An 18,917-nucleotide genomic window follows, 5' to 3' on the forward strand; every position below is an offset into this window, starting at 1 on the left:
TGAAAAATCTGAAATCTTGTTAAATACGTTTTGGTAACTGGCTCGCCCAGTTCATTAAACGAGTCGCATCATTGGTTCGTGCCACTGAAGAATCCGCACCCAATAACACCACCACCGCTGGACGGTTATTCAGTGTGGTATGCATCACAACACAGCGCCCTGCTTCATTAATAAATCCTGTTTTTGAAATATTAATATTCCAACCACCATTACGCACTAACGCATTGGTATTGTTTGATTTCAATACGCGGTAACCCAAATTAAAGTCATAACTTGGTGTGGTTGAAAATTGACGAATCAAACCATACTGCGAAGCGGTATTCACCAAAATCCCCAAGTCACGTGCCGAAGCGACATTACCAGGGTGCAAACCTGTCGATTCCATATAATGTGTCGAATTCATCCCTAATGAGCGTGCTTTCGCATTCATCGCTGAAATAAATGCAGAACGACCACCTGGATAAGTACGTGCTAATGCCGAAGCCGCTGGGTTTTCAGATTTCATCAAAGCAAATAGCAAAGCTTCTGCGCGGTTCATACTGTCGCCAGCACGCAGCGTTGAACTTGAGCTTTTACAGCCTGAACATGAGAAATCAGACTGTTGTAAGGTAATCTTTTCAGACATGTTTAATCGGGCATCTGAAATCACTACTGCTGTCATGAGTTTGGTAATTGATGCAATCGGTAAAGCGGTATTGCTATTTTTGCTATATAGCACTTCACCAGTTTGACCATCCATAACCAGTGCTGCACGCGCATTTACAGAAGGCTGACCTGCGTATTGATTGGTATCAATGATACGGACCGTCTTTGATGGTGCCGCCTGTACCACACCGCCTGTGCTACGTACAGAAGTAGTCACTTTAGTTGACCCTTGAGGAGATGGCTCTTCAGCGCTATAAGACACGTCACCGTTGAGTAACTGGTTTGCATCTTCAGATGACCAGCTAATATTTGACTGCTGATTTGCAGCACTATTCATCACAATTTCAGCAGAACTGAAACTGCTCATACTGAATAAAATTGACATGCCCAAAACGTGCATGAAGGATTTATTTAATTTTTTCACCATTGCTCACTCAACTCAGGATACTAAACATTTGCGCAAGACCAGCAATATGCCGTACATTGGTCACAACTACGAACATTTTTTGCTCACACATTGTGTATGAAGTTTTTCATTTCATATAAGAATAGGATTGCTAATTTTGTCGTTTCATTGCAAGCTTATTTTGCTTTATGTAACAAAAAAAACAGTTTTTGATTTGAGGGAGAGTGTAGGTGATCACAGTTTTGGTGGTAGATGACCATGAATTAGTCCGTACTGGTATTTGCCGTATGCTCGAAGACCATGCAGATGTCCAAGTCATTGGACAAGCCGAATCGGGTGAAGATGCGATTACACTTGTTCGCCAACACCATCCAAATGTTGTTCTATTAGATGTCAATATGCCAGGGATCGGAGGTGTAGAAACCACACGTCGCCTACTTCAAACAGCGCCAGATACAAAAGTCCTTGCTGTCAGTGGTCTTGCTGAAGAACCCTACCCGTCTTTATTATTAAAAGCAGGTGCCAAAGGCTATATCACCAAAGGTGCACCAGTTACTGAAATGGTCCGTGCGATTAATAAAGTGATGCAAGGCGGCAAATATTTCAGTGCAGACATTGCGGAACAACTGGCTAGCTCATATTTGTCTGATACCCAACAATCGCCTTTCGATGCCCTGTCTGAGCGTGAAATGCAAGTTGCCATGATGGTGGTCAATTGTATTAGTGCACAAGAAATTTCTGATAAATTATTCGTTAGCGTTAAAACGGTGAATACCTACCGTTACCGTATTTTTGAAAAACTGAATATTGATAGTGATGTCAAACTAACTCACTTGGCGATTCGCTACGGGTTAATTAAACCTTAACACCACGTACATCCTGTTACTATGACACAGCGTTCAATCCATAGTGAATTGAACCAGTATCATTTGGGCCTTTGGTACAGTGCTTATCGCTTTATCATCAGTGCCTGTCTGTTACTGGTCTTTTTACTGACCTACACTCAATTCAGTTCAGATTATGAATACCCACGTTTATACCTATATGTATTAACGATTTATTTGCTGTTTACCAGCATTCAATTCATGTCGCTTGGACGCTTCAAAGTCCGTATTCCAAACCAGTTACTGCTGTTATTCATTGTAGATGTCATTTCACTGAGCTTACTGACCTTAGCCATCGATGGACCTAATTTACATTTGAGTTTGCTGTTTGTGATTACGATTTTTGCAGCATCCCTGTTATTAGATGCCCAAAAAGCTTTGGTTATCACCCTCATCGCTGTGATTTGCGTGGTGTATCAACTGTTTTTAGGTTCAATTCTTGAATTTACCTCACTCAAAAATTTAACCAACAGTGCGATTTTGGCTTTTTTATTTTGTGTGGTGTATGGCAGTGCGCAAATTGCCGTGAAACGTTTCCAGTTACTAGAAAATCTGAATTTTTCGCAATCCTTAGAGCTACATCGACTACAAAACATTAACCGCTATATCTTGGAGCAGATTGATACGGGCTATTTGGTGTTGGATGAAAACTGTCATGTGGTGCTGAGTAATCCTGCTGCTTGCCATTTACTCGGCATGCCAAATTCTTATCATCATGACCAATATCCACTGTATACCACGCAGCCCGACTTATTTGAATTACTCAAATTTGAAGATTTAAAAAGCGGGGAAAAATTTCAATTTGAATCGCAACAAAGCCAATACCACATTCAGGTACTCGTACAAAAACTCGTTGTGCCGCATCAAATGTTGACCTTGCTGATTTTACAAGATGCACAAAAACTCAATCAGCAAGTGCAACAATTAAAATTAGCCGCTTTAGGTCAACTCTCCGCCAGTATTGCCCACGAAATTCGCAATCCTTTAGCCGCAATTGTGCATGCCAATGATTTATATCCGCAAAGTGATACCGAACAACAGCACATGTTGAATCATATGATTTCACGTCAAGCGGTGCGGATTGACCGAATTATTCAAGACACCCTAAATATGGTGCGCAATAAGGAAACCCATCCGACTCGTCTGAATCTAGAGCAATTTTTACCGCTGTTCCTACAAGAAGATCTAGCAGACATTCAACAGAACATTCGGCTCAATGTACAAGCCAAAACCTTTATCGATTTTGATGAGGCACAGTTCAGACAAATTTTAATCAACCTAATTCGTAATGCGATTCGCCATAACAATCCGGACATGTCGTATATCGAAGTGGTGGCGCGTACGGATCAGAAAAAAGTCCAGATCGATGTCCGAGATTTCGGTCATGGGGTTGCTTTACAAAACCGCGCACAGTTATTTCAACCATTTTTTAGTACCGAAATTACTGGAACTGGTTTAGGATTATATCTTGCTCATAGCTTCTGTGAAGCGAATCAAGCACAGCTTTCCTATGTAGAACAAAAACAGGGAGCTTGCTTTAGGATTGAGTGCTTACAAGCTGTTATTTAATTGTTTTTAGGGGAAAACTGTGGATTCACAACCACTGGTATTATTAGTTGATGACGAAGAAGACTTATGTATGCTGATGCAAATGTCTTTATCAAGGATGGGGGTTAAAACACATGTCGCACATCGCCTCGACGAAGCTAAAAAAGCCTTGTCTACCTATAGCTACGATGCCTGCCTAACCGATCTCAACTTACCCGATGGTAATGGTCTACAGCTCTTAGATTGGATGAATGAGCACTGTCCGACCCTGCCCGTTGCTGTGCTAACAGCCTATGGCAACATGGACATTGCCATTGCCGCATTAAAGGCGGGAGCATTCGATTTTGTCAGCAAACCGATCAATCCCAAACATCTTGAACAACTGCTACAAAAAGCCCTGAATAAGCCATTGGCCGAAGACATTACTTCGCAAGATGCTTTAGAACATAAAATGTTGATTGGTGAATCACTCCCAATCCAGCAATTGCGTCGAACTCTAAAGAAAATTGCACGTTCACAAGCACCTGTTTTTATTACGGGTGAATCTGGTACGGGTAAAGAGGTCGTGGCCAATTTGGTTCACCGTTTAAGCAACCGTAATGAAGGGCCTTTTATTGCCATTAACTGCGGGGCAATTCCCACAGAGTTAATGGAAAGTGAACTTTTTGGCCATAAAAAAGGCAGCTTTAGTGGTGCCACCCAAGACAAGCAAGGTCTGATTCAATCTGCACATGGTGGTAGCTTATTTCTGGATGAAATTGCCGAATTACCTTTAGCCATGCAAGTTAAACTGCTACGTGCGGTACAGGAAAAACGTATTCGCCCCGTAGGTTCAGACTGTGAAATTGATGTTGATTTCCGTGTGATCAGTGCCAGTCATCAGGACTTAGAAGCTCTCGTCCAACAAGGTCGATTCCGCCAAGATTTATTTTTCCGTATCCATGTGATGGATTTAGTGTTGCCTGCCTTACGTGAACGTGGCGACGACATCCTCTTATTGGCACAACATTTTATTCAAAAAATTAGCCATGAATGGGAAATTGCCACTAAGCCTCTGACTGAACGAGCGAAAAACTTCCTACTCAGCCAATACTATCCGGGTAATGTCCGTGAACTCCGCAATATTATCGAACGTGCCATGACCCTCTGCGATGATGAGCAAATTGATCTTCAACATCTGCAAAGTGCGCCATTAAGACAACCGAGTGCTCAGTTCAATTCCGCTCCAACAACGAATGATTCTGCACAGCTTGCTGCAAACAGCAACGAACAGAGTGTGGTTCCTCGTAAACTACCTGAAGAAGGTTTAGAACTCTTTTTAGAAAATATCGAAAAAGAAGTGCTCATGAATGCGTTGAATTTGACTCACTGGAACAGAACACTTGCCGCCAAAAAATTAGGTATGTCATTCCGTTCATTACGCTATCGTTTGAAAAAATTCGGTTTAGATACCGAAGACGAAGAGTAAAAGCTTTCCAGCGTATTGCTGTTTATTTTTGATTCAGCAATAACTCTGCAACATGATCGACATAGTGATCTTCACGTGCATCATGTTGCAGCGGATAGTTATAGTCTGGCTGCACTCCAATTCCTTCAATCATTTTGCCATTCGGTGTCAGATATTGTGATACGGTCATCTGTAAGGCTGCACCATTACTCAATGGAAATAGTTTTTGAACCACACCTTTACCATAACTTTTCTCACCCGCTACCCATGCACGTTTATGCTCTTTTAATGCTGCGGTAAAGACCTCTGCGGCAGAAGCAGAACGATTGTTGATTAAAATACCAACTTTCATATTTTGAAATTCAAAACTCGGTAAAGCCTGAAATTGTTGGTCACCTTCAGATCGACTTCGAGTCGACACAATAATGCCCTGATTCAAAAATAAATCGGCAGACTCCACTGCTGCGGACAATAACCCGCCGGGGTTATTTCTTAAATCAAACAATACAGCTTTGACACGTGAACCATGACTTTCAATTAAACGCTTAATTTCATTGGCTGTATCTTGTTGAAAAACTTTTACGTGTAAAACTAAAACCTGATTATTTAATAATTTAGATTCTATATCTGTTTCAACTTTAGTGTTTCTGACCAAATTAACCGGTTGACTTGCAGTTATCAGCTGTAGATTCAGCGTTGAACCTATACTACCGGTGAGTAGGTGTCGCACTTGATCTTGATTGAGTTTTTTGAGTTCTTGATCATCAATTTTAAACACCGCCGCGCCATTTTTCAGACCTAGCTTTGCTGAATCGGCATCAGGCTTTAAATTGGTGATGACCCATTGCTGTAGACCTGCATCAAAACGCAAATTGAAATCGACACTCGCAATATCCCCTTCGGTGTATTGCAAAAGCTGCTTATAGTCTTCAGGTGAAAGATATCGTGAATAACGGTCTAAACCACTGACCATGCCTTTGATGGCTTGTTGGAATAATGCATCGTCATTTTTTTCAACTACATAATTTTCTTTGACAATGCCATAGATTTGAACAAATTGTTGGATCGATTCGACAGGTACTTCGGCATAACTTTGTTCATAGCTGCCATCAAATTCATCGAAAGCCGACTTTGCTTTGTCGGCTCCCCATGTCGAATGACTAGAACACAGCAGCAAGGCTGTAAGGCTTACAACTGACGTCCAGTGTGCTTTAGTCATTCATGCTTCCTTACATTTTAAGCTTCAAGAGTAATCAAGTTACGACCTTGCATTTCTGTTGGTACAGGAATCTGCATAAGAGTTAAAAGTGTCGGCGCTACGTCAGCCAAAACACCACCTTCTGCTATTGTTGCATTGGTCGGGCCAACATAGATAAACGGCACAAGTTCAGTGGTATGTTGAGTATGCACCTGACCACTTTGGTAATCCTGCATTTGCTCTACGTTACCATGATCGGCGGTCACTAACATGTGACCTTTATTTGCCATCACAGCTTCATATACACGACCTAAGCACGTGTCTACGGCCTCAACTGCTTTGACTGCTGCATCAAACACACCAGTATGACCAACCATATCACCATTGGCATAGTTCACAACCAGTAAATCGTACTCACCTGAATTAATTGCGGCAACCAATTCATCAGTGACTTCATAAGCACTCATTTCTGGTTTTAAATCATAAGTCGCAACGTTTGGTGATGGAATCAAAATACGTTTTTCACCCGGATATTCATCTTCACGACCACCACTGAAGAAGAAGGTCACGTGTGCATATTTTTCAGTTTCAGCAATACGAAGTTGTGTTTTACCCAAATTAGACAGGTATTCACCAATCGAGTTATGCAACACTTCTGGCATATAAGCCACAGGTGCATCAATTGTTGCTTGGTAACGTGTCAACATGACAAATTTTGATAAAGCAGGAACCACTTTACGTTCAAAACCTGCAAAATCTTTTTCCACAAAAGCTTTGGTAATTTCACGCGCACGGTCAGCACGGAAGTTCATGAAGACAACGCTATCACCATCTTGGATCGGTGCTAAATCACCAATACGCGTCGCTTTTACAAATTCATCTGATTCTTCAGCAGCATAAGCCAGCTCTAAACCTTCAACAGCAGTCGCTGCTGTACGCACTGCTTCACCTTCAGTTAAAAGACGATAGGCTTGCTCAACACGATCCCAACGGTTGTCACGGTCCATTGCAAAGTAGCGACCAATCATGGTGGCAATACGACCTTGACCCGGATACTGAGCAAACAGCGCATCTAATTTTTCAAGCGAAGGTTGTGCGCTTTTTGGTGGCGTATCACGACCATCAAGGAATGCATGAAGATACACTTTTGCATCGCGTTTTAATGCCAATTCAGCCATCGCCACAATGTGATCTTCATGTGAATGCACACCACCTTCAGACAACAAGCCCATGATATGTACAGCACGATTTGCAGCTTTGGCTTTTTCAACCGCATCGACTAAAACGTCATGTTCAAAGAACGCACCGGTACGAATATCTTTGGTAATACGAGTAAAGTCTTGATACAGCACACGTCCTGCACCAAGGTTCATGTGGCCCACTTCAGAGTTACCCATTTGACCATCAGGTAAACCAACGTCTTCGCCAGAGCCTGAAATCAATCCATGCGGATGCTTTTCCTGCATTGCAGTCAAGTTTGGTCGTTTTGCTGCTAAAAAGGCATTGTCCTCGACCGCTTCGCGATGACCCACACCATCCATAATTACCAATACGTGTGGGATTTTGCCAGCAGTTGCATCCGTCATAATGAACACTCTTTCGTTTATAAATTAATCATACTATCTTACCGAATTTTCGGTGAAGACTCTATGTGACAACCATGGTTTATCTAGGTCATCAACATTGTTTTACTCAATCTTGCATGCACTTAACGTGCGCGATGCAGCAAGTAGCCACCCGCTACAAACATCAAAATAATTGGTATAAAGACGAACCATGCAGGCGATGGCGCGTACACCAAACTTGCATAACCCAAGAAATCTTGTAAGTAGTAAAAACCCAGTCCAGCAAATAAGGCAATCACCAAGCGGAAACCCATCGACTGTTGACGTAAAGGTCCAAAAATAAATGAACAAGCAATCACCACCAAGGCAATTAAAGCAAAGGGCGAACCAAACTTTTGCCAAAACGCCAATTGGTAAGTTTTCGGGACTTGACTATATTCATGCATATAGCTCATAAAGCTCACCAATTGACTCGGTGATAGGTCTTCAGGGTCAATGGTAACCATATGCACATATTTAGGTTGCAAGGCCAATGAAAGCGGCTGTTCAGCATTTTGCTTAGCCACAGCATCACCCGTCGCTAATAGGTCGACTTGGGTTGAATTTTGCAGTGTCCAAGCCCCATTTTTGACAAAATTCCCTTGCTCCGCATCTAAAGTGCCTCGCAAACGATATTTTTCATCAAAATCAACAACCTGAACATCTTTAATTTGACCTTGTGAATTGGCATAGTCAATATAAATAAAGCGCTGGCCTTCACGTGACCAATAGCCTTTGACTTCGCCCAGTTCAGCCGCAGTGCGGTGACTTTTGACGCTTTTGGCTTGTTCATTGGTATAGGGAATGACCCATTCGCTTAATGCAAAGGATAAAACCACCAAAATGAGTGCCGAACGAATCACCCAGCCCACAATCCGCCAAAGGCTGATGCCGACCGAACGCATCACAATTAATTCACTATTTGAAGCTAGAGTACCTAAACCCAGTACCGCGCCAATCAAGGCTGAAATCGGTAAAATTTCATATAAATAATTCGGTGAACTCCATAACACATACTGCAAAGCATTCCATGCGTTATAACCTTCTTTCAGCGAGCCCAATTCACCTAAATAAGTAAAAAGCACTTGTAAGCCAGCCAATACCGCGGTCGCACCAAGCATGGCTAAAGCAGTAGTTTTGGTCACATGTTTTGCAACTATACGACGTGCCAACATTTTAAGACCTCACTCGCTGAATTTGTTTCTTAATTTTGGGCGCTAATTTTTGTTTACGCGAGAACAATGCTGCTGCAATGCCGTAAATCACTAAGACCAGTGGATAAGCCCAGATACCCATTTCATCTTTACTGATCCGCGTTTTGATCGCCATTAAAGCCACGATTAAACTGGCAAAAATAAGTAAGGCGGGGAACAGTTTTAGGTAACGCCCTTGACGAGGACTGACCTCAGACAAAGCGGTGGCAAGCAATAACGCCACCAAAATAGCGAACGGCACAAAGATTCGCCAACCAAGTTCACTGGCAACCACAGGATCATGACGGTTATCCCATAACTTCGAGGTTGGTAAAGCTTCTACTTCAGTACTTTCAAATTTTGCTTCTTTATCATTTTCTAAACGTAAACGATAACTTTGGAATTCTGCTTGAGAATAACGCGGTTGCCCCGGATAAATTTCGTAACGGCGACCTTCAACTAGGTCAACCACATTGGCATTGTCATCGGGCACTTCGACGCGGGTCGCTTCTTTTGCCAAAATAATGACATCAGGCTTGCCCTCTTTTTCTGCACGTTGATAGAAGAAAATATCTTTTAAGTTTTTACGGTCTTCTGACAAGTCGCCTGCATAAATAGTATAGGGCCCAGAGGAAATAAACTCTTTCGGTCGAACCAAGTCAAAGCCTGTTCGTACAGCTTGTGAAGTCGTTAATGCTTCAAACTGACGGATGCCCCAAGGCGACGCCCACAGCATCAAAAATGCTTGAACAGCCATAAAAACCACGGTCATCGGCACCAATAAACGTGACAATTGATTGCGACTGACACCACTACCATTGAGCACAGCCATTTCATGATCGACATACAGACGACCAAAGACCAACATCAGACCAATAAAGAAACCGAGCGGAAGAATTAAAGTTAAAAACTCAGGCAAACGGTAGCCAATGATGCTAAATAAAATACTTGCATCTAAACGACCCTGCGCCGCCACACCAAAGTACTTGATCAAACGACCACCCATCATGATCAAGGTCAATAAGGCAATCACAACCAGTGATGTCGACACCACTTGCTTGACCAGATAACGCCGAATAATCAAATTAATTCTTCCAAAAATAGGGCCAATAAAAACTAGCGTTAGTTTACCCGAATGTAGAAAATATAAAACCTATACCCTTGTTGCTCATTGAAACTCTATTCATATAAATGTTTCAATGGTTTAATGGTTTATAAATTTAAAAAGGCATAAATACCGCACATGAAACTTTCTATTAATACGTCATTCCAAGCGAATGCGTCCAGCCAATATTTGTTGATATTAGTAGATTCTGAGCACGTTACAAATGCAGCTACTTCATATCAAATCAATGATTTAGATAATCTAATTGAAGCAACTCAATTTAAAGCAGCACTCAATGAAAGCCTGCCTTTGGTGGCGAACATTGCCGCTTGTCGCAATAGCGCTCTTTTAGGCCTTGGCAAAGTTGCTGAATTACAGGTCAATAAATTTGCAAAAATTGCACAAACCATTATTAAAGCGTCACAAAAAAAATTCAAACAGATCAGTGTCGATATCTCTGCCCTACCACAAGAACAACATTATTTATTCGCACTTAGCCTGACGCAAGCGGCTTATGCATTTGATGAATACAAATCAAAGAAAAATGAATTTGTTTTGGAGCAGATCCATTTAATCGCTGCTGAAAGTCCATTAACCACTGCACAGCTTGACTTAATTTCTGCAGTTCAATCAGGTCAAAGTTTTACCCGTGACCTAGGTAACCGTCCGGGCAATATCTGCTTCCCTGAATATTTAGCCGAACAAGCTCAAGCGCTTGCAGCTGAATTTCCGGATCAACTCAAAGTGACTGTACTCGATGAACAGCAAATGGCTGATCTCGGTATGGGTGCTTTCCTTGCTGTGAGTAAAGGTTCTGACCGTCCAGGCCGTATTATTACCATCGAATACCTTTCAAATCGTGAAGAAGCCCCTGTAGTGCTTGTTGGTAAAGGCGTGACTTTTGATACGGGTGGTATCTCACTTAAACCAGGTGCGGGCATGGACGAAATGAAATTCGACATGTGCGGTTCTGCATCAGTTTTGGGTACCATCCGTGCGCTGTGTGAAGCGAAATTACCGATTCATGTGGTCGGCGCAATTGCTGCTGCAGAAAACATGCCGTCTGGTCATGCCACTCGCCCGGGCGACATCGTGACAACCATGAGCGGTCAAACCGTTGAAATTTTAAATACCGATGCCGAAGGTCGTTTGGTTCTGTGCGATACCTTGACCTATGTAAAACGCTTTAATCCTGCACTGGTGATTGATATTGCAACCCTCACTGGTGCATGTGTTGTGGCATTAGGTTCAGTCCTTACCGGTATGTTCACTCCGGATGATGAACTTGCGGCTGAATTGACTGCTGCGGGTCAACATAGCTTTGACCGCGTATGGCGCATGCCAGTGATTGAAGATTATCAAGAACAACTTGATTCTCCATTTGCAGATATTGCCAACATTGGTGGTCCAAAAGCAGGTTCTGTGACCGCTGCATGTTTCCTTCAACGCTTTACGCGTGAATACCGTTGGGCGCATTTAGACATTGCTGGGACTGCATGGAACTCAGGTGCAAATAAAGGCGCAACAGGTCGTCCTGTACCATTATTAATGCAATTCTTAGCGAATCGTGCTCAATCGAATGGCTAAAGTTAGCTTTTATTTATTTGAAAAAAGTCCTGAACGACAAGTCGAAAGCACTTGTCGTTTATGCCGTAAGATTCTGCGTCAGCCTGTACGTATTTGGCTACATTGTGCTGACCTAGACTTACAGCAACAACTTGATGAACGCCTGTGGAGTTTCGATCACACAGGTTTCATTCCCCATGGTATCGATCAAGCCGAGGCAACGGTCTGTATTTCTGCCCAATTGCCTGAGCAAGCCGACTGGATTGTGTTTAATTTTAACGATCAAGCACTTGAACAGTTCGCAAGTTTTAGTCACATTATCGAAATTATTGAAAATAACGAACTCGCTAAAATTATTGGGCGTGAAAAATATAAACAATATCGACGTTTGGGCGTTCAACCACAGACCCACAAACTTTAACGTGATATTGGTTTTACCCTATTTGCAAGGAGATGCACCATGGCATTGAATGTCGGTCCAGACTTTAAACAGCGCTGGTTAAAAGTACCTGAAGCTATTCGTCAGACCTTTATTGATGACCTTGGTCGCGTTTGCGATGTACTCAATCCCAGTACAGACATTCAACAATGGCTGGTCAATGACCAACAGCAGCAGCAAGTGTCTTTTGACAAAATTGAGTCTGCCTATGCAGATTTGAAAGCACAGCTGATTGAAGATGCTCGCATTCGTAAACAATTGGCTTTAGAAAAAGCCTTAGAAGAAAAACGTGAAGCTGAACAAGCCTATGCAGAACAACTGAAACGTGACGAAGAGTTACGCTTTGCTGCACAAACGCAAGCGCTCACCATGATGCAGCATAATCTTGATCGTGAAGTACAACACTATGCCGCTCGCTATCATAAAAACCCTGAAGCGGGATTAAGCCAAAGCTTATCGGTTAGCGAAGGACAAATGTTGTCAGAACTTGAAAGTGTACGCGTGCGTTTGGAACTTGAGGCAGAAACGCAAATCGAAATAGCCGTCAGTGATTTCCGTGCAAAATTGAAAGCTGCCGCACAAGAAGAAATTGACTATATCTTAGAAAACTCCAATTTTTCGACAGAATCTACATCGTCCCAAGCATCTTAAGCCGTCCATCGAAATCTGGTCACTGTCATTAAACTGACATGTATTTGCAACATGATGTTCATATGGCTGAAGCATTGTCCCTCAAAACACAATGCTTCAGGCATCCTAAAGATATAATCATGCATCCAGATGGGAATTCAATATGGACATCATTCACCAGATTACCCAGAAAATATCCTCTCTATCTGCTGGAGAACAATGGGACATTCGTGCCAAAGATCTTTGGCTGAGTCATTCAGACTTTCATAGTATTTCGGTGTATCTCAGCCGTGAATCAGAAAAAGGGGGTTTTAGCATTCAGCAACTGCCCCGCAGCTCGATTTTTCAAACCCTTGATGTGGTGACCGTTACAAAACACTAAGTGGTCATCGACTCCATAAAAAAAGCCCACAACAGTGGGCTTTTTCTCAGTCTAAGTTTGGCTTAGACCAAATCTGCAACTGCAGAAACGGTATGTCCTAGGAAATAACCAATACCAAGTAATAATCCAATCCAGATGAAACCACCTAGCACGTTATAGAACATAAATGTACCGAGGCTCATGCGCGCAGACCCAGCGGCAAAAGGCGCAAAAGAACGTACAAAAGGTACAAAGCGTGCGACTAAAATCGTTTTACCGCCATGCTTCATAAAATATTTATTGGTTTTGACCATATATTCGGGCTTAAAGTAACGTGTGTGCTTATTAAAGTACTTAATGCCTAACACGCTGCCCGTATAGTAATTGACGCAGTAGCCCAAGACCGATGCGACAAATAACATCAGCCCCATGGTGTGTAAATGCACCACTTCCGTCGTTGAACATAATGCGCCGATGGCAAGCAACAGGCTGTCTCCCGGCAGGAAGAACATAAATACTGAACCCGTTTCTGAAAATATCACCAGAAATAAAATGGCATAAATCCACACACCATAATTTTCCAATAACATGGGTAACCACTGTTCCAGATTCAGTAAGAAATCAATCATTATCACCTGTCTGATTATTCATCATATATGTCATTCCGCGACGCATTATCACCAAAAATAAAAAAACAGTCTAATTTTTCAATCAGACTGTTTGGTTTTCTTCGGTATCAACTTATTTCAAGAAGCCATTTTCAGCTAAAAAATCTAAGCTAATTTTTGATTGCTCTGTGGTCTCAGCGGCTTTATCACCAAGCAATAAGCGCTCAATATAACGTGCTAAAACATCCACTTCTAAGTTCACTTTAGCCCCAGCCTTCCACGTACCGATATTGGTTCGTTCAGCCGTATGCGGAATTAAATTTAAGCTCAGCACATTGCCACGTAAATGGTTAATCGTCAGGCTAATACCATCCACGGTCACAGAGCCTTTTTCCGCTAAATAGCGTGCAATTTCTTTCGGTGCGGTCACTTCAAAATAAATAGAACGCGCATCTGAACGAACTTGAGTGATTTCACCCACTGCATCGACATGACCACTGACAATATGTCCACCAAAACGCGTGGTCGGCAACATGGCTTTTTCCACATTCACCGCCTGCCCTGCTTTCCAGCATTCCAAGGTGGTTCGATTTAAACTTTCACGTGAAACATCGGCTGCATACCAATTGCTGCCAAAATCGATCACGGTTAAGCAAATGCCATTGGTGGCAATAGAATCCCCCAAATGCACATCCGACATGTCTAACTCTGTCTGGATACGCAAGCGGACATCGCCACCCACGTTTTGAATGCTTTCAACTTTACCTAGACTTTCAATAATGCCTGTAAACATGTTCAATCCCTGAAAAATATGGGGCGATGATTTTTACCACAAATCAAGTTGCGTGCTCACGCCAGAGGTATCGACACCACCCAATTCTGCAAAATGGTGCAATTGACTCAACAACTGACGGATCGGTGGACCTGATTTGGCATGCGTATCCGTGATAACAATAAACTCTAGTACGCGTGCACGTTCAGACTGACGCTGCTTACTTACACGGTAACGTGGTACATCTTGCGTCAATAAGCTTACTCGGCCACGTTTTAAATTGGCTTGTAACAAATCTGTGGCGCTGATATTACCATCGGTTGAATAGCTCGTCAGGATGTAACGTGCATTGATGGTTTCTAATAATTTTTCATAAGCTTCTTTCGCATGCTTCGAAGAATTATATGGACTTGGACGTTCTTTACGCCATGCACGATCGATTCCGCTCTTAAAGCCTTTGGTGTCTGGCGTTGGTAAATCCACCTGATCCCATAACGTTAAGGCATTCAACACATGGTAGTTACTGCTATAAGCGTGCTGGTTATACGGTGGATCGAGATAAGCCACATCCACTTCAAAGCCACTCATTTGATTAGCCAAATGCTGTGCGTCGACACACCACATTTCAGCGGCGGGTTTTTTCGGATCACCAATTTCACAAAAACGACTTGGAGTCAGCCATAACAATGAGCCGATACGATCTAAGGCCGCTTGGGTTTTACCGCCCCAACCATGATGGAAACTTTTAAATACACCGCTGGTATTGCTGACAAAACTTGCTGAATACAATAACGGCGCTAACAAAGCACTCATTTCCACATCATCAATCGCGCCTTGAGCTTGCCAAGTTGCAATTTGCTGACGAATCGCATCTATACGCATACCGTTACGGCGTTTAAAGAATAAACGGTCACGTGCCGGATCGTAGATTTCATCATTACGTGGACACAAGTTATGGGTCACCCAACCTTTAACTTCTGGCAAACGGTTCAGATAATCAATCGCTTTCTGATAGCCACCCAACTCTTTAAAAGCAGGTGCTTCAACGCAAGAGAGAATCGCGCTGTTCAAGGCATGGCTGTAGGGTTCCCAGTCATTGGCAATAACACGATAGCCGTTTTGACGTGCCAACCGTGACACCACACCCGAACCTGCAAAAAAGTCAGCAAATATCGGCGCACGACCATCTTCGCGTTTTAAGGTTCCCGTTTGCTCAAGTGCTTCTAAAATCAGATGTAATAGACGGCGTTTGTTTCCCAAATAAGGAACCAACTGATGGAAAAGATATTCGTCTGTGGTACGAGCCGCATGACGACGTTTGTGATAAACCGTAGACTCTGAATTCATAGCGTCTCTTGAGAAGGGATTAACCTTAAGCGAATGTCATCACCCAATTGAGTGACATCTTTCAGCTTAAATCGAAGCTGCTCTGCCATGCGGTCAAATTCCGCATTAAACATCGCACGTGCTGACTGACCCAACAAGGTCGGTGCAACATAACTGATCATTTCATCGATCAAATGTTCTTGTAAGAAAGCGGTCGAAAGTGTCGCACCGGCTTCCACAAGGACATCATAAATTTGGAACTGTTGAACGCATGCTGCTAACAGATCGGCCAAAGGCTGAATTTCAAATTGTACCACGCCCAAGTCAGCAAGTTCCTGACGATATGGCCCCATGACCATCACGGTTTCAGGTTGCTGTAATATTTTTGCAGTTAATGGCAAGCGGCCTTGGCGATCTAGCACGATACGTTTCGGCTGAACCACGCTACGCATATCAACAGCATCATCGAGCTGACGTACGTTGAGTAAGCAATCATCGGCTAATACTGTTTCAATCCCAGTAATCACAGCACCTGATATCGCACGCCAATGTTGTACATCTTGTCGCGCCATTGCACCGGTAATCCATTTAGACTCACCCGAGGCCATCGCTGTGCGTCCATCAAGGCTCGATGCGACTTTGAGGCGGACATAAGGCATGCCCGTCGCCATGGCTTTTAAAAAGCCCAAGTTCAATTGATGCGCTTCTGCTTCACAAATACCCGTAATCACTTCAATGCCAGCATCACGTAGGATTTGTACACCTTTACCCGCAACCAATGGATTCGGATCGGGACAGGCCACAACGACTTGAGCAACACCTGCTTCCACCAAGCCTTTGGCACAAGGTGGCGTACGTCCATAGTGTGCGCAAGGCTCCAAAGTCACATAAGCGGTTGCGCCACGTGCGGACTCACCTGCATCACGCATTGCAAAGACTTCTGCATGCGGCTGACCCGCTTTGGGATGAAAGCCTTCACCAACCAATTGACCATCTTTGACAATCACACAGCCCACATTGGGATTGGGACGAGTGCTGTATTGCCCCTGCTGTGCCAATGCAATTGCACGCCGCATCCACTGTTGATGCTGCTGCAAAGTCACTTGATCTAACTCAGACATGTAATCACTCATGATAAAAATGGAAGCAGATGTGCATTAGTGCTCACGCTGCTGCATTTGTTCAATTTGACGACGAAAAGCTTCTACATCTTGGAAGTCTTGATACACAGAAGCAAAACGTACATAAGCCACATGATCTAAAGCGAACAATGACTGCATGACAATTTCACCAATGGTGCGTGATTTCACATCACGTTCACCCAAACGGCGAATTTGCAATTGAATATCACTGAGTACCGTTTCAATTTGCTCTTGCGTTACTGGACGCTTTTGCAAGGCATGCATGAGCGAGCGGCGGAGCTTGGCTTCATCAAAAGGTTCGCTCTTTGAGTCAGACTTGATGACACGCGGCATCACCACTTCATAGCTTTCAAAAGTTGTAAAACGTTCACCGCAACTAATACATTCACGGCGGCGGCGTATCTGACAGCCTTCAGCAGCAAGACGTGAGTCAATCACTTTACTGTCTTCAGCGTTGCAAAATGGACAATGCATAGCGGTTAAATTGAACAAATCCGAATGGATTTAGAGTGTAGCAAAAATTTTGAAATTTGTAGAGCTTTACGCTAGATATGGAAAAAAAACAGCCCTTTCGGGCTGTTTTACACAATATATTGATTTACTGTGATCTTATTATTCTACACGTTCGCCATGTTGACTTAAGTCTAGACCCATACGTTCGTCATCAGCTTCAACACGGATGCCAATCACCAGATCAATCACTTTCAAGATAATGAATGTCATCACTGCTGAGTAAGCAATAGTCGCTAGTACACCTTCGACTTGAACCCATAATTGATGCATTAAGTTACTCGGTGCATTGTCACCCATGATGAATTCGCTGGCAAAGAATGCTGTAAGGATCGCACCCACGATACCACCGACACCATGTAGACCAAACGCATCCAAAGAGTCATCCGCTTTCAAGGCACGTTTCAGCGCAGTAATACCCCAAAAGCAAACCACACCACCAATCAGACCCATCGCTAAAGCGCCGCCAACGGTTACGAAACCTGCCGCAGGTGTAATCACCACAAGACCTGCTACTGCACCAGAAGCACCGCCCAAGACAGACGCTTTACCACGAACCACTTTTTCAGTAATTAACCATGCCACTGCTGCTGCTGCTGCTGCAACTTGTGTTACCACCAATGCATAACCAGCGGAACCATTTGCACCTAGTGCAGAACCACCGTTGAAACCGAACCAACCTACCCATACAAGGCTTGCACCGATGACAGTTAGCGTTAGATTATGTGGTGCCATAGATTCACGGCCAAGCCCCATACGTTTACCAAGCATGTACGCTGCAACGAGACCCGCAACACCTGAGTTGATGTGAACAACTGTACCACCCGCAAAATCAAGCGCACCGTCGTTACCTAACCAACCACCACCCCATACCCAGTGAGTAATTGGCGCATAAACCACGACACTCCAAATTGCGATGAACGCAACAAAAGCACCGAATTTCATACGTTCTGCAATCGAACCACTAATAATGGCAACGGTAATAATGGCAAATGTCATTTGGAAAATAACAAAAAGAATCTCTGGAATCGTACCCGTCAACGCTTCTGTAGTGATACCCGACAACATAAATTTGTCTAAGCTACCGATAAAGGCATTGCCTTCACCAAATGCTAAGGTATAACCCACAATCACCCACGTTAAACTCACGACACCCGCAGCAACAAAACTGTGTGCCATGGTGCTGAGTACATTTTTCTTACGGACCATACCGCCGTAAAACAATGCTAAACCGGGAATTGTCATAAGTAGGACAAGTGCAGTGGATACTAAAATCCATGCTGTATCACCTGTATCGAGCTTAGGTTCTTCTTCTGTAGGTGCTGGTTCTGCAGGTGCTGGCGCTGCTTCAACTGGAACTGCAGCTTCTGTTGTATTTAGCGTTGTTGTATTTGCAGTATCAACTACTGTGACTTCTTCTGTAGGTGCTGTTGCGCTTTCTTCAGCCCACGCAACAGAACCACCTAAAAGTGCACTGGACAAGCCGAGTGCAATTAGCATCTTTTTCATTCGTATCCCCCGACCTGATTTTCT

Annotated in this window: 18 protein-coding genes; 7 read left to right on the forward strand and 11 right to left on the reverse strand. The window is 43.3% G+C overall.

What is annotated here, in order from left to right; genetic code table 11:
• Positions 1-19: 19 nt before the first annotated feature.
• Positions 20-1,069, reverse strand: a complete 1,050-nt coding sequence (locus FTT85_RS08185) for a serine hydrolase (protein WP_180114203.1) — start codon at positions 1,067-1,069, stop codon at positions 20-22.
• 212 nt (positions 1,070-1,281) lie between these two features.
• Between FTT85_RS08185 and FTT85_RS08190 the strand changes: the two genes are divergently transcribed.
• From FTT85_RS08190 to FTT85_RS08200, 3 genes are read left to right on the forward strand one after another with little or no spacing between them, the layout of a single operon-like run.
• Positions 1,282-1,917, forward strand: coding sequence for a response regulator (locus FTT85_RS08190; RefSeq protein ID WP_078189449.1), 636 nt, complete (start codon positions 1,282-1,284; stop codon positions 1,915-1,917).
• Positions 1,918-1,938: 21 nt separating this feature from the next.
• The gene (locus FTT85_RS08195) at positions 1,939-3,504 is read left to right on the forward strand and encodes a PAS domain-containing sensor histidine kinase (RefSeq protein WP_180183289.1); all 1,566 of its coding nucleotides are present in this window, start codon (positions 1,939-1,941) and stop codon (positions 3,502-3,504) included.
• Between the two features lie 19 nt (positions 3,505-3,523).
• The gene (locus FTT85_RS08200) at positions 3,524-4,951 is read left to right on the forward strand and encodes a sigma-54 dependent transcriptional regulator (RefSeq protein ID WP_180183290.1); all 1,428 of its coding nucleotides are present in this window, start codon (positions 3,524-3,526) and stop codon (positions 4,949-4,951) included.
• Between the two features lie 22 nt (positions 4,952-4,973).
• Here the strand turns inward: FTT85_RS08200 and FTT85_RS08205 are convergent, their stop codons facing one another.
• The 4 genes from FTT85_RS08205 to lptF form a co-directional block, all read right to left on the reverse strand.
• On the reverse strand, positions 4,974-6,149 hold the full coding sequence (locus tag FTT85_RS08205; RefSeq protein WP_078192589.1) for a S41 family peptidase: 1,176 nt from the start codon (positions 6,147-6,149) through the stop codon (positions 4,974-4,976).
• Between the two features lie 17 nt (positions 6,150-6,166).
• Complete coding sequence (gene gpmI, locus FTT85_RS08210) at positions 6,167-7,714, reverse strand: 2,3-bisphosphoglycerate-independent phosphoglycerate mutase (RefSeq protein WP_180183291.1); 1,548 nt, start codon at positions 7,712-7,714, stop codon at positions 6,167-6,169.
• Between the two features lie 122 nt (positions 7,715-7,836).
• Positions 7,837-8,907 (reverse strand): LPS export ABC transporter permease LptG, encoded by a 1,071-nt coding sequence (gene lptG / locus FTT85_RS08215; RefSeq protein ID WP_078189454.1) that lies wholly within the window; start codon positions 8,905-8,907, stop codon positions 7,837-7,839.
• A 1-nt stretch (position 8,908) separates the two neighbouring features.
• The gene (gene lptF / locus FTT85_RS08220) at positions 8,909-10,009 is read right to left on the reverse strand and encodes an LPS export ABC transporter permease LptF (protein ID WP_180022073.1); all 1,101 of its coding nucleotides are present in this window, start codon (positions 10,007-10,009) and stop codon (positions 8,909-8,911) included.
• A gap of 159 nt (positions 10,010-10,168) precedes the next feature.
• Here lptF and FTT85_RS08225 point away from each other — a divergent pair, with 159 nt between their 5' ends.
• The 4 genes from FTT85_RS08225 to FTT85_RS08240 all read left to right on the forward strand — a co-directional run bounded on the left by FTT85_RS08225 (position 10,169) and on the right by FTT85_RS08240 (position 13,047).
• Positions 10,169-11,617 (forward strand): leucyl aminopeptidase, encoded by a 1,449-nt coding sequence (locus FTT85_RS08225; protein WP_180035949.1) that lies wholly within the window; start codon positions 10,169-10,171, stop codon positions 11,615-11,617.
• Positions 11,610-12,017 (forward strand): DNA polymerase III subunit chi, encoded by a 408-nt coding sequence (locus tag FTT85_RS08230; protein ID WP_180183292.1) that lies wholly within the window; start codon positions 11,610-11,612, stop codon positions 12,015-12,017. Before FTT85_RS08225 ends, FTT85_RS08230 begins: the two co-directional genes overlap by 8 nt.
• Before the next feature lie 39 nt (positions 12,018-12,056).
• Positions 12,057-12,686 carry a hypothetical protein gene (locus FTT85_RS08235; protein ID WP_180183293.1) on the forward strand — a complete coding sequence of 210 codons (630 nt, stop codon included), beginning with the start codon at positions 12,057-12,059 and terminating at the stop codon, positions 12,684-12,686.
• Between the two features lie 142 nt (positions 12,687-12,828).
• Entirely contained in the window at positions 12,829-13,047 is a 219-nt protein-coding gene (locus FTT85_RS08240) for a hypothetical protein (RefSeq protein ID WP_180035948.1), read from the forward strand.
• A 62-nt stretch (positions 13,048-13,109) separates the two neighbouring features.
• On the opposite strand, the gene FTT85_RS08245 is transcribed toward FTT85_RS08240, so the two are convergent.
• From FTT85_RS08245 to FTT85_RS08270, 6 genes are all read right to left on the reverse strand, one after another.
• On the reverse strand, positions 13,110-13,655 hold the full coding sequence (locus FTT85_RS08245; RefSeq protein ID WP_078189460.1) for a VTT domain-containing protein: 546 nt from the start codon (positions 13,653-13,655) through the stop codon (positions 13,110-13,112).
• A gap of 112 nt (positions 13,656-13,767) precedes the next feature.
• Positions 13,768-14,427, reverse strand: coding sequence for a riboflavin synthase (locus tag FTT85_RS08250; RefSeq protein WP_180183294.1), 660 nt, complete (start codon positions 14,425-14,427; stop codon positions 13,768-13,770).
• Between the two features lie 33 nt (positions 14,428-14,460).
• A complete protein-coding gene (locus tag FTT85_RS08255) occupies positions 14,461-15,753 on the reverse strand; it encodes a DNA adenine methylase (protein WP_078189462.1) in 1,293 nt (430 codons plus the stop codon).
• The gene (ribD, locus tag FTT85_RS08260) at positions 15,750-16,853 is read right to left on the reverse strand and encodes a bifunctional diaminohydroxyphosphoribosylaminopyrimidine deaminase/5-amino-6-(5-phosphoribosylamino)uracil reductase RibD (protein WP_180183295.1); all 1,104 of its coding nucleotides are present in this window, start codon (positions 16,851-16,853) and stop codon (positions 15,750-15,752) included. The genes FTT85_RS08255 and ribD overlap by 4 nt, the downstream gene beginning before the upstream one ends.
• Positions 16,854-16,889: 36 nt before the next feature.
• Entirely contained in the window at positions 16,890-17,348 is a 459-nt protein-coding gene (gene nrdR / locus FTT85_RS08265) for a transcriptional regulator NrdR (protein ID WP_067763170.1), read from the reverse strand.
• Positions 17,349-17,486: 138 nt separating this feature from the next.
• Entirely contained in the window at positions 17,487-18,893 is a 1,407-nt protein-coding gene (locus FTT85_RS08270; RefSeq protein WP_180008071.1) for an ammonium transporter, read from the reverse strand.
• Positions 18,894-18,917: the final 24 nt, after the last annotated feature.

Source organism: Acinetobacter sp. YH01020, from assembly GCF_013420275.1.
GTDB lineage: Bacteria > Pseudomonadota > Gammaproteobacteria > Pseudomonadales > Moraxellaceae > Acinetobacter > Acinetobacter amyesii.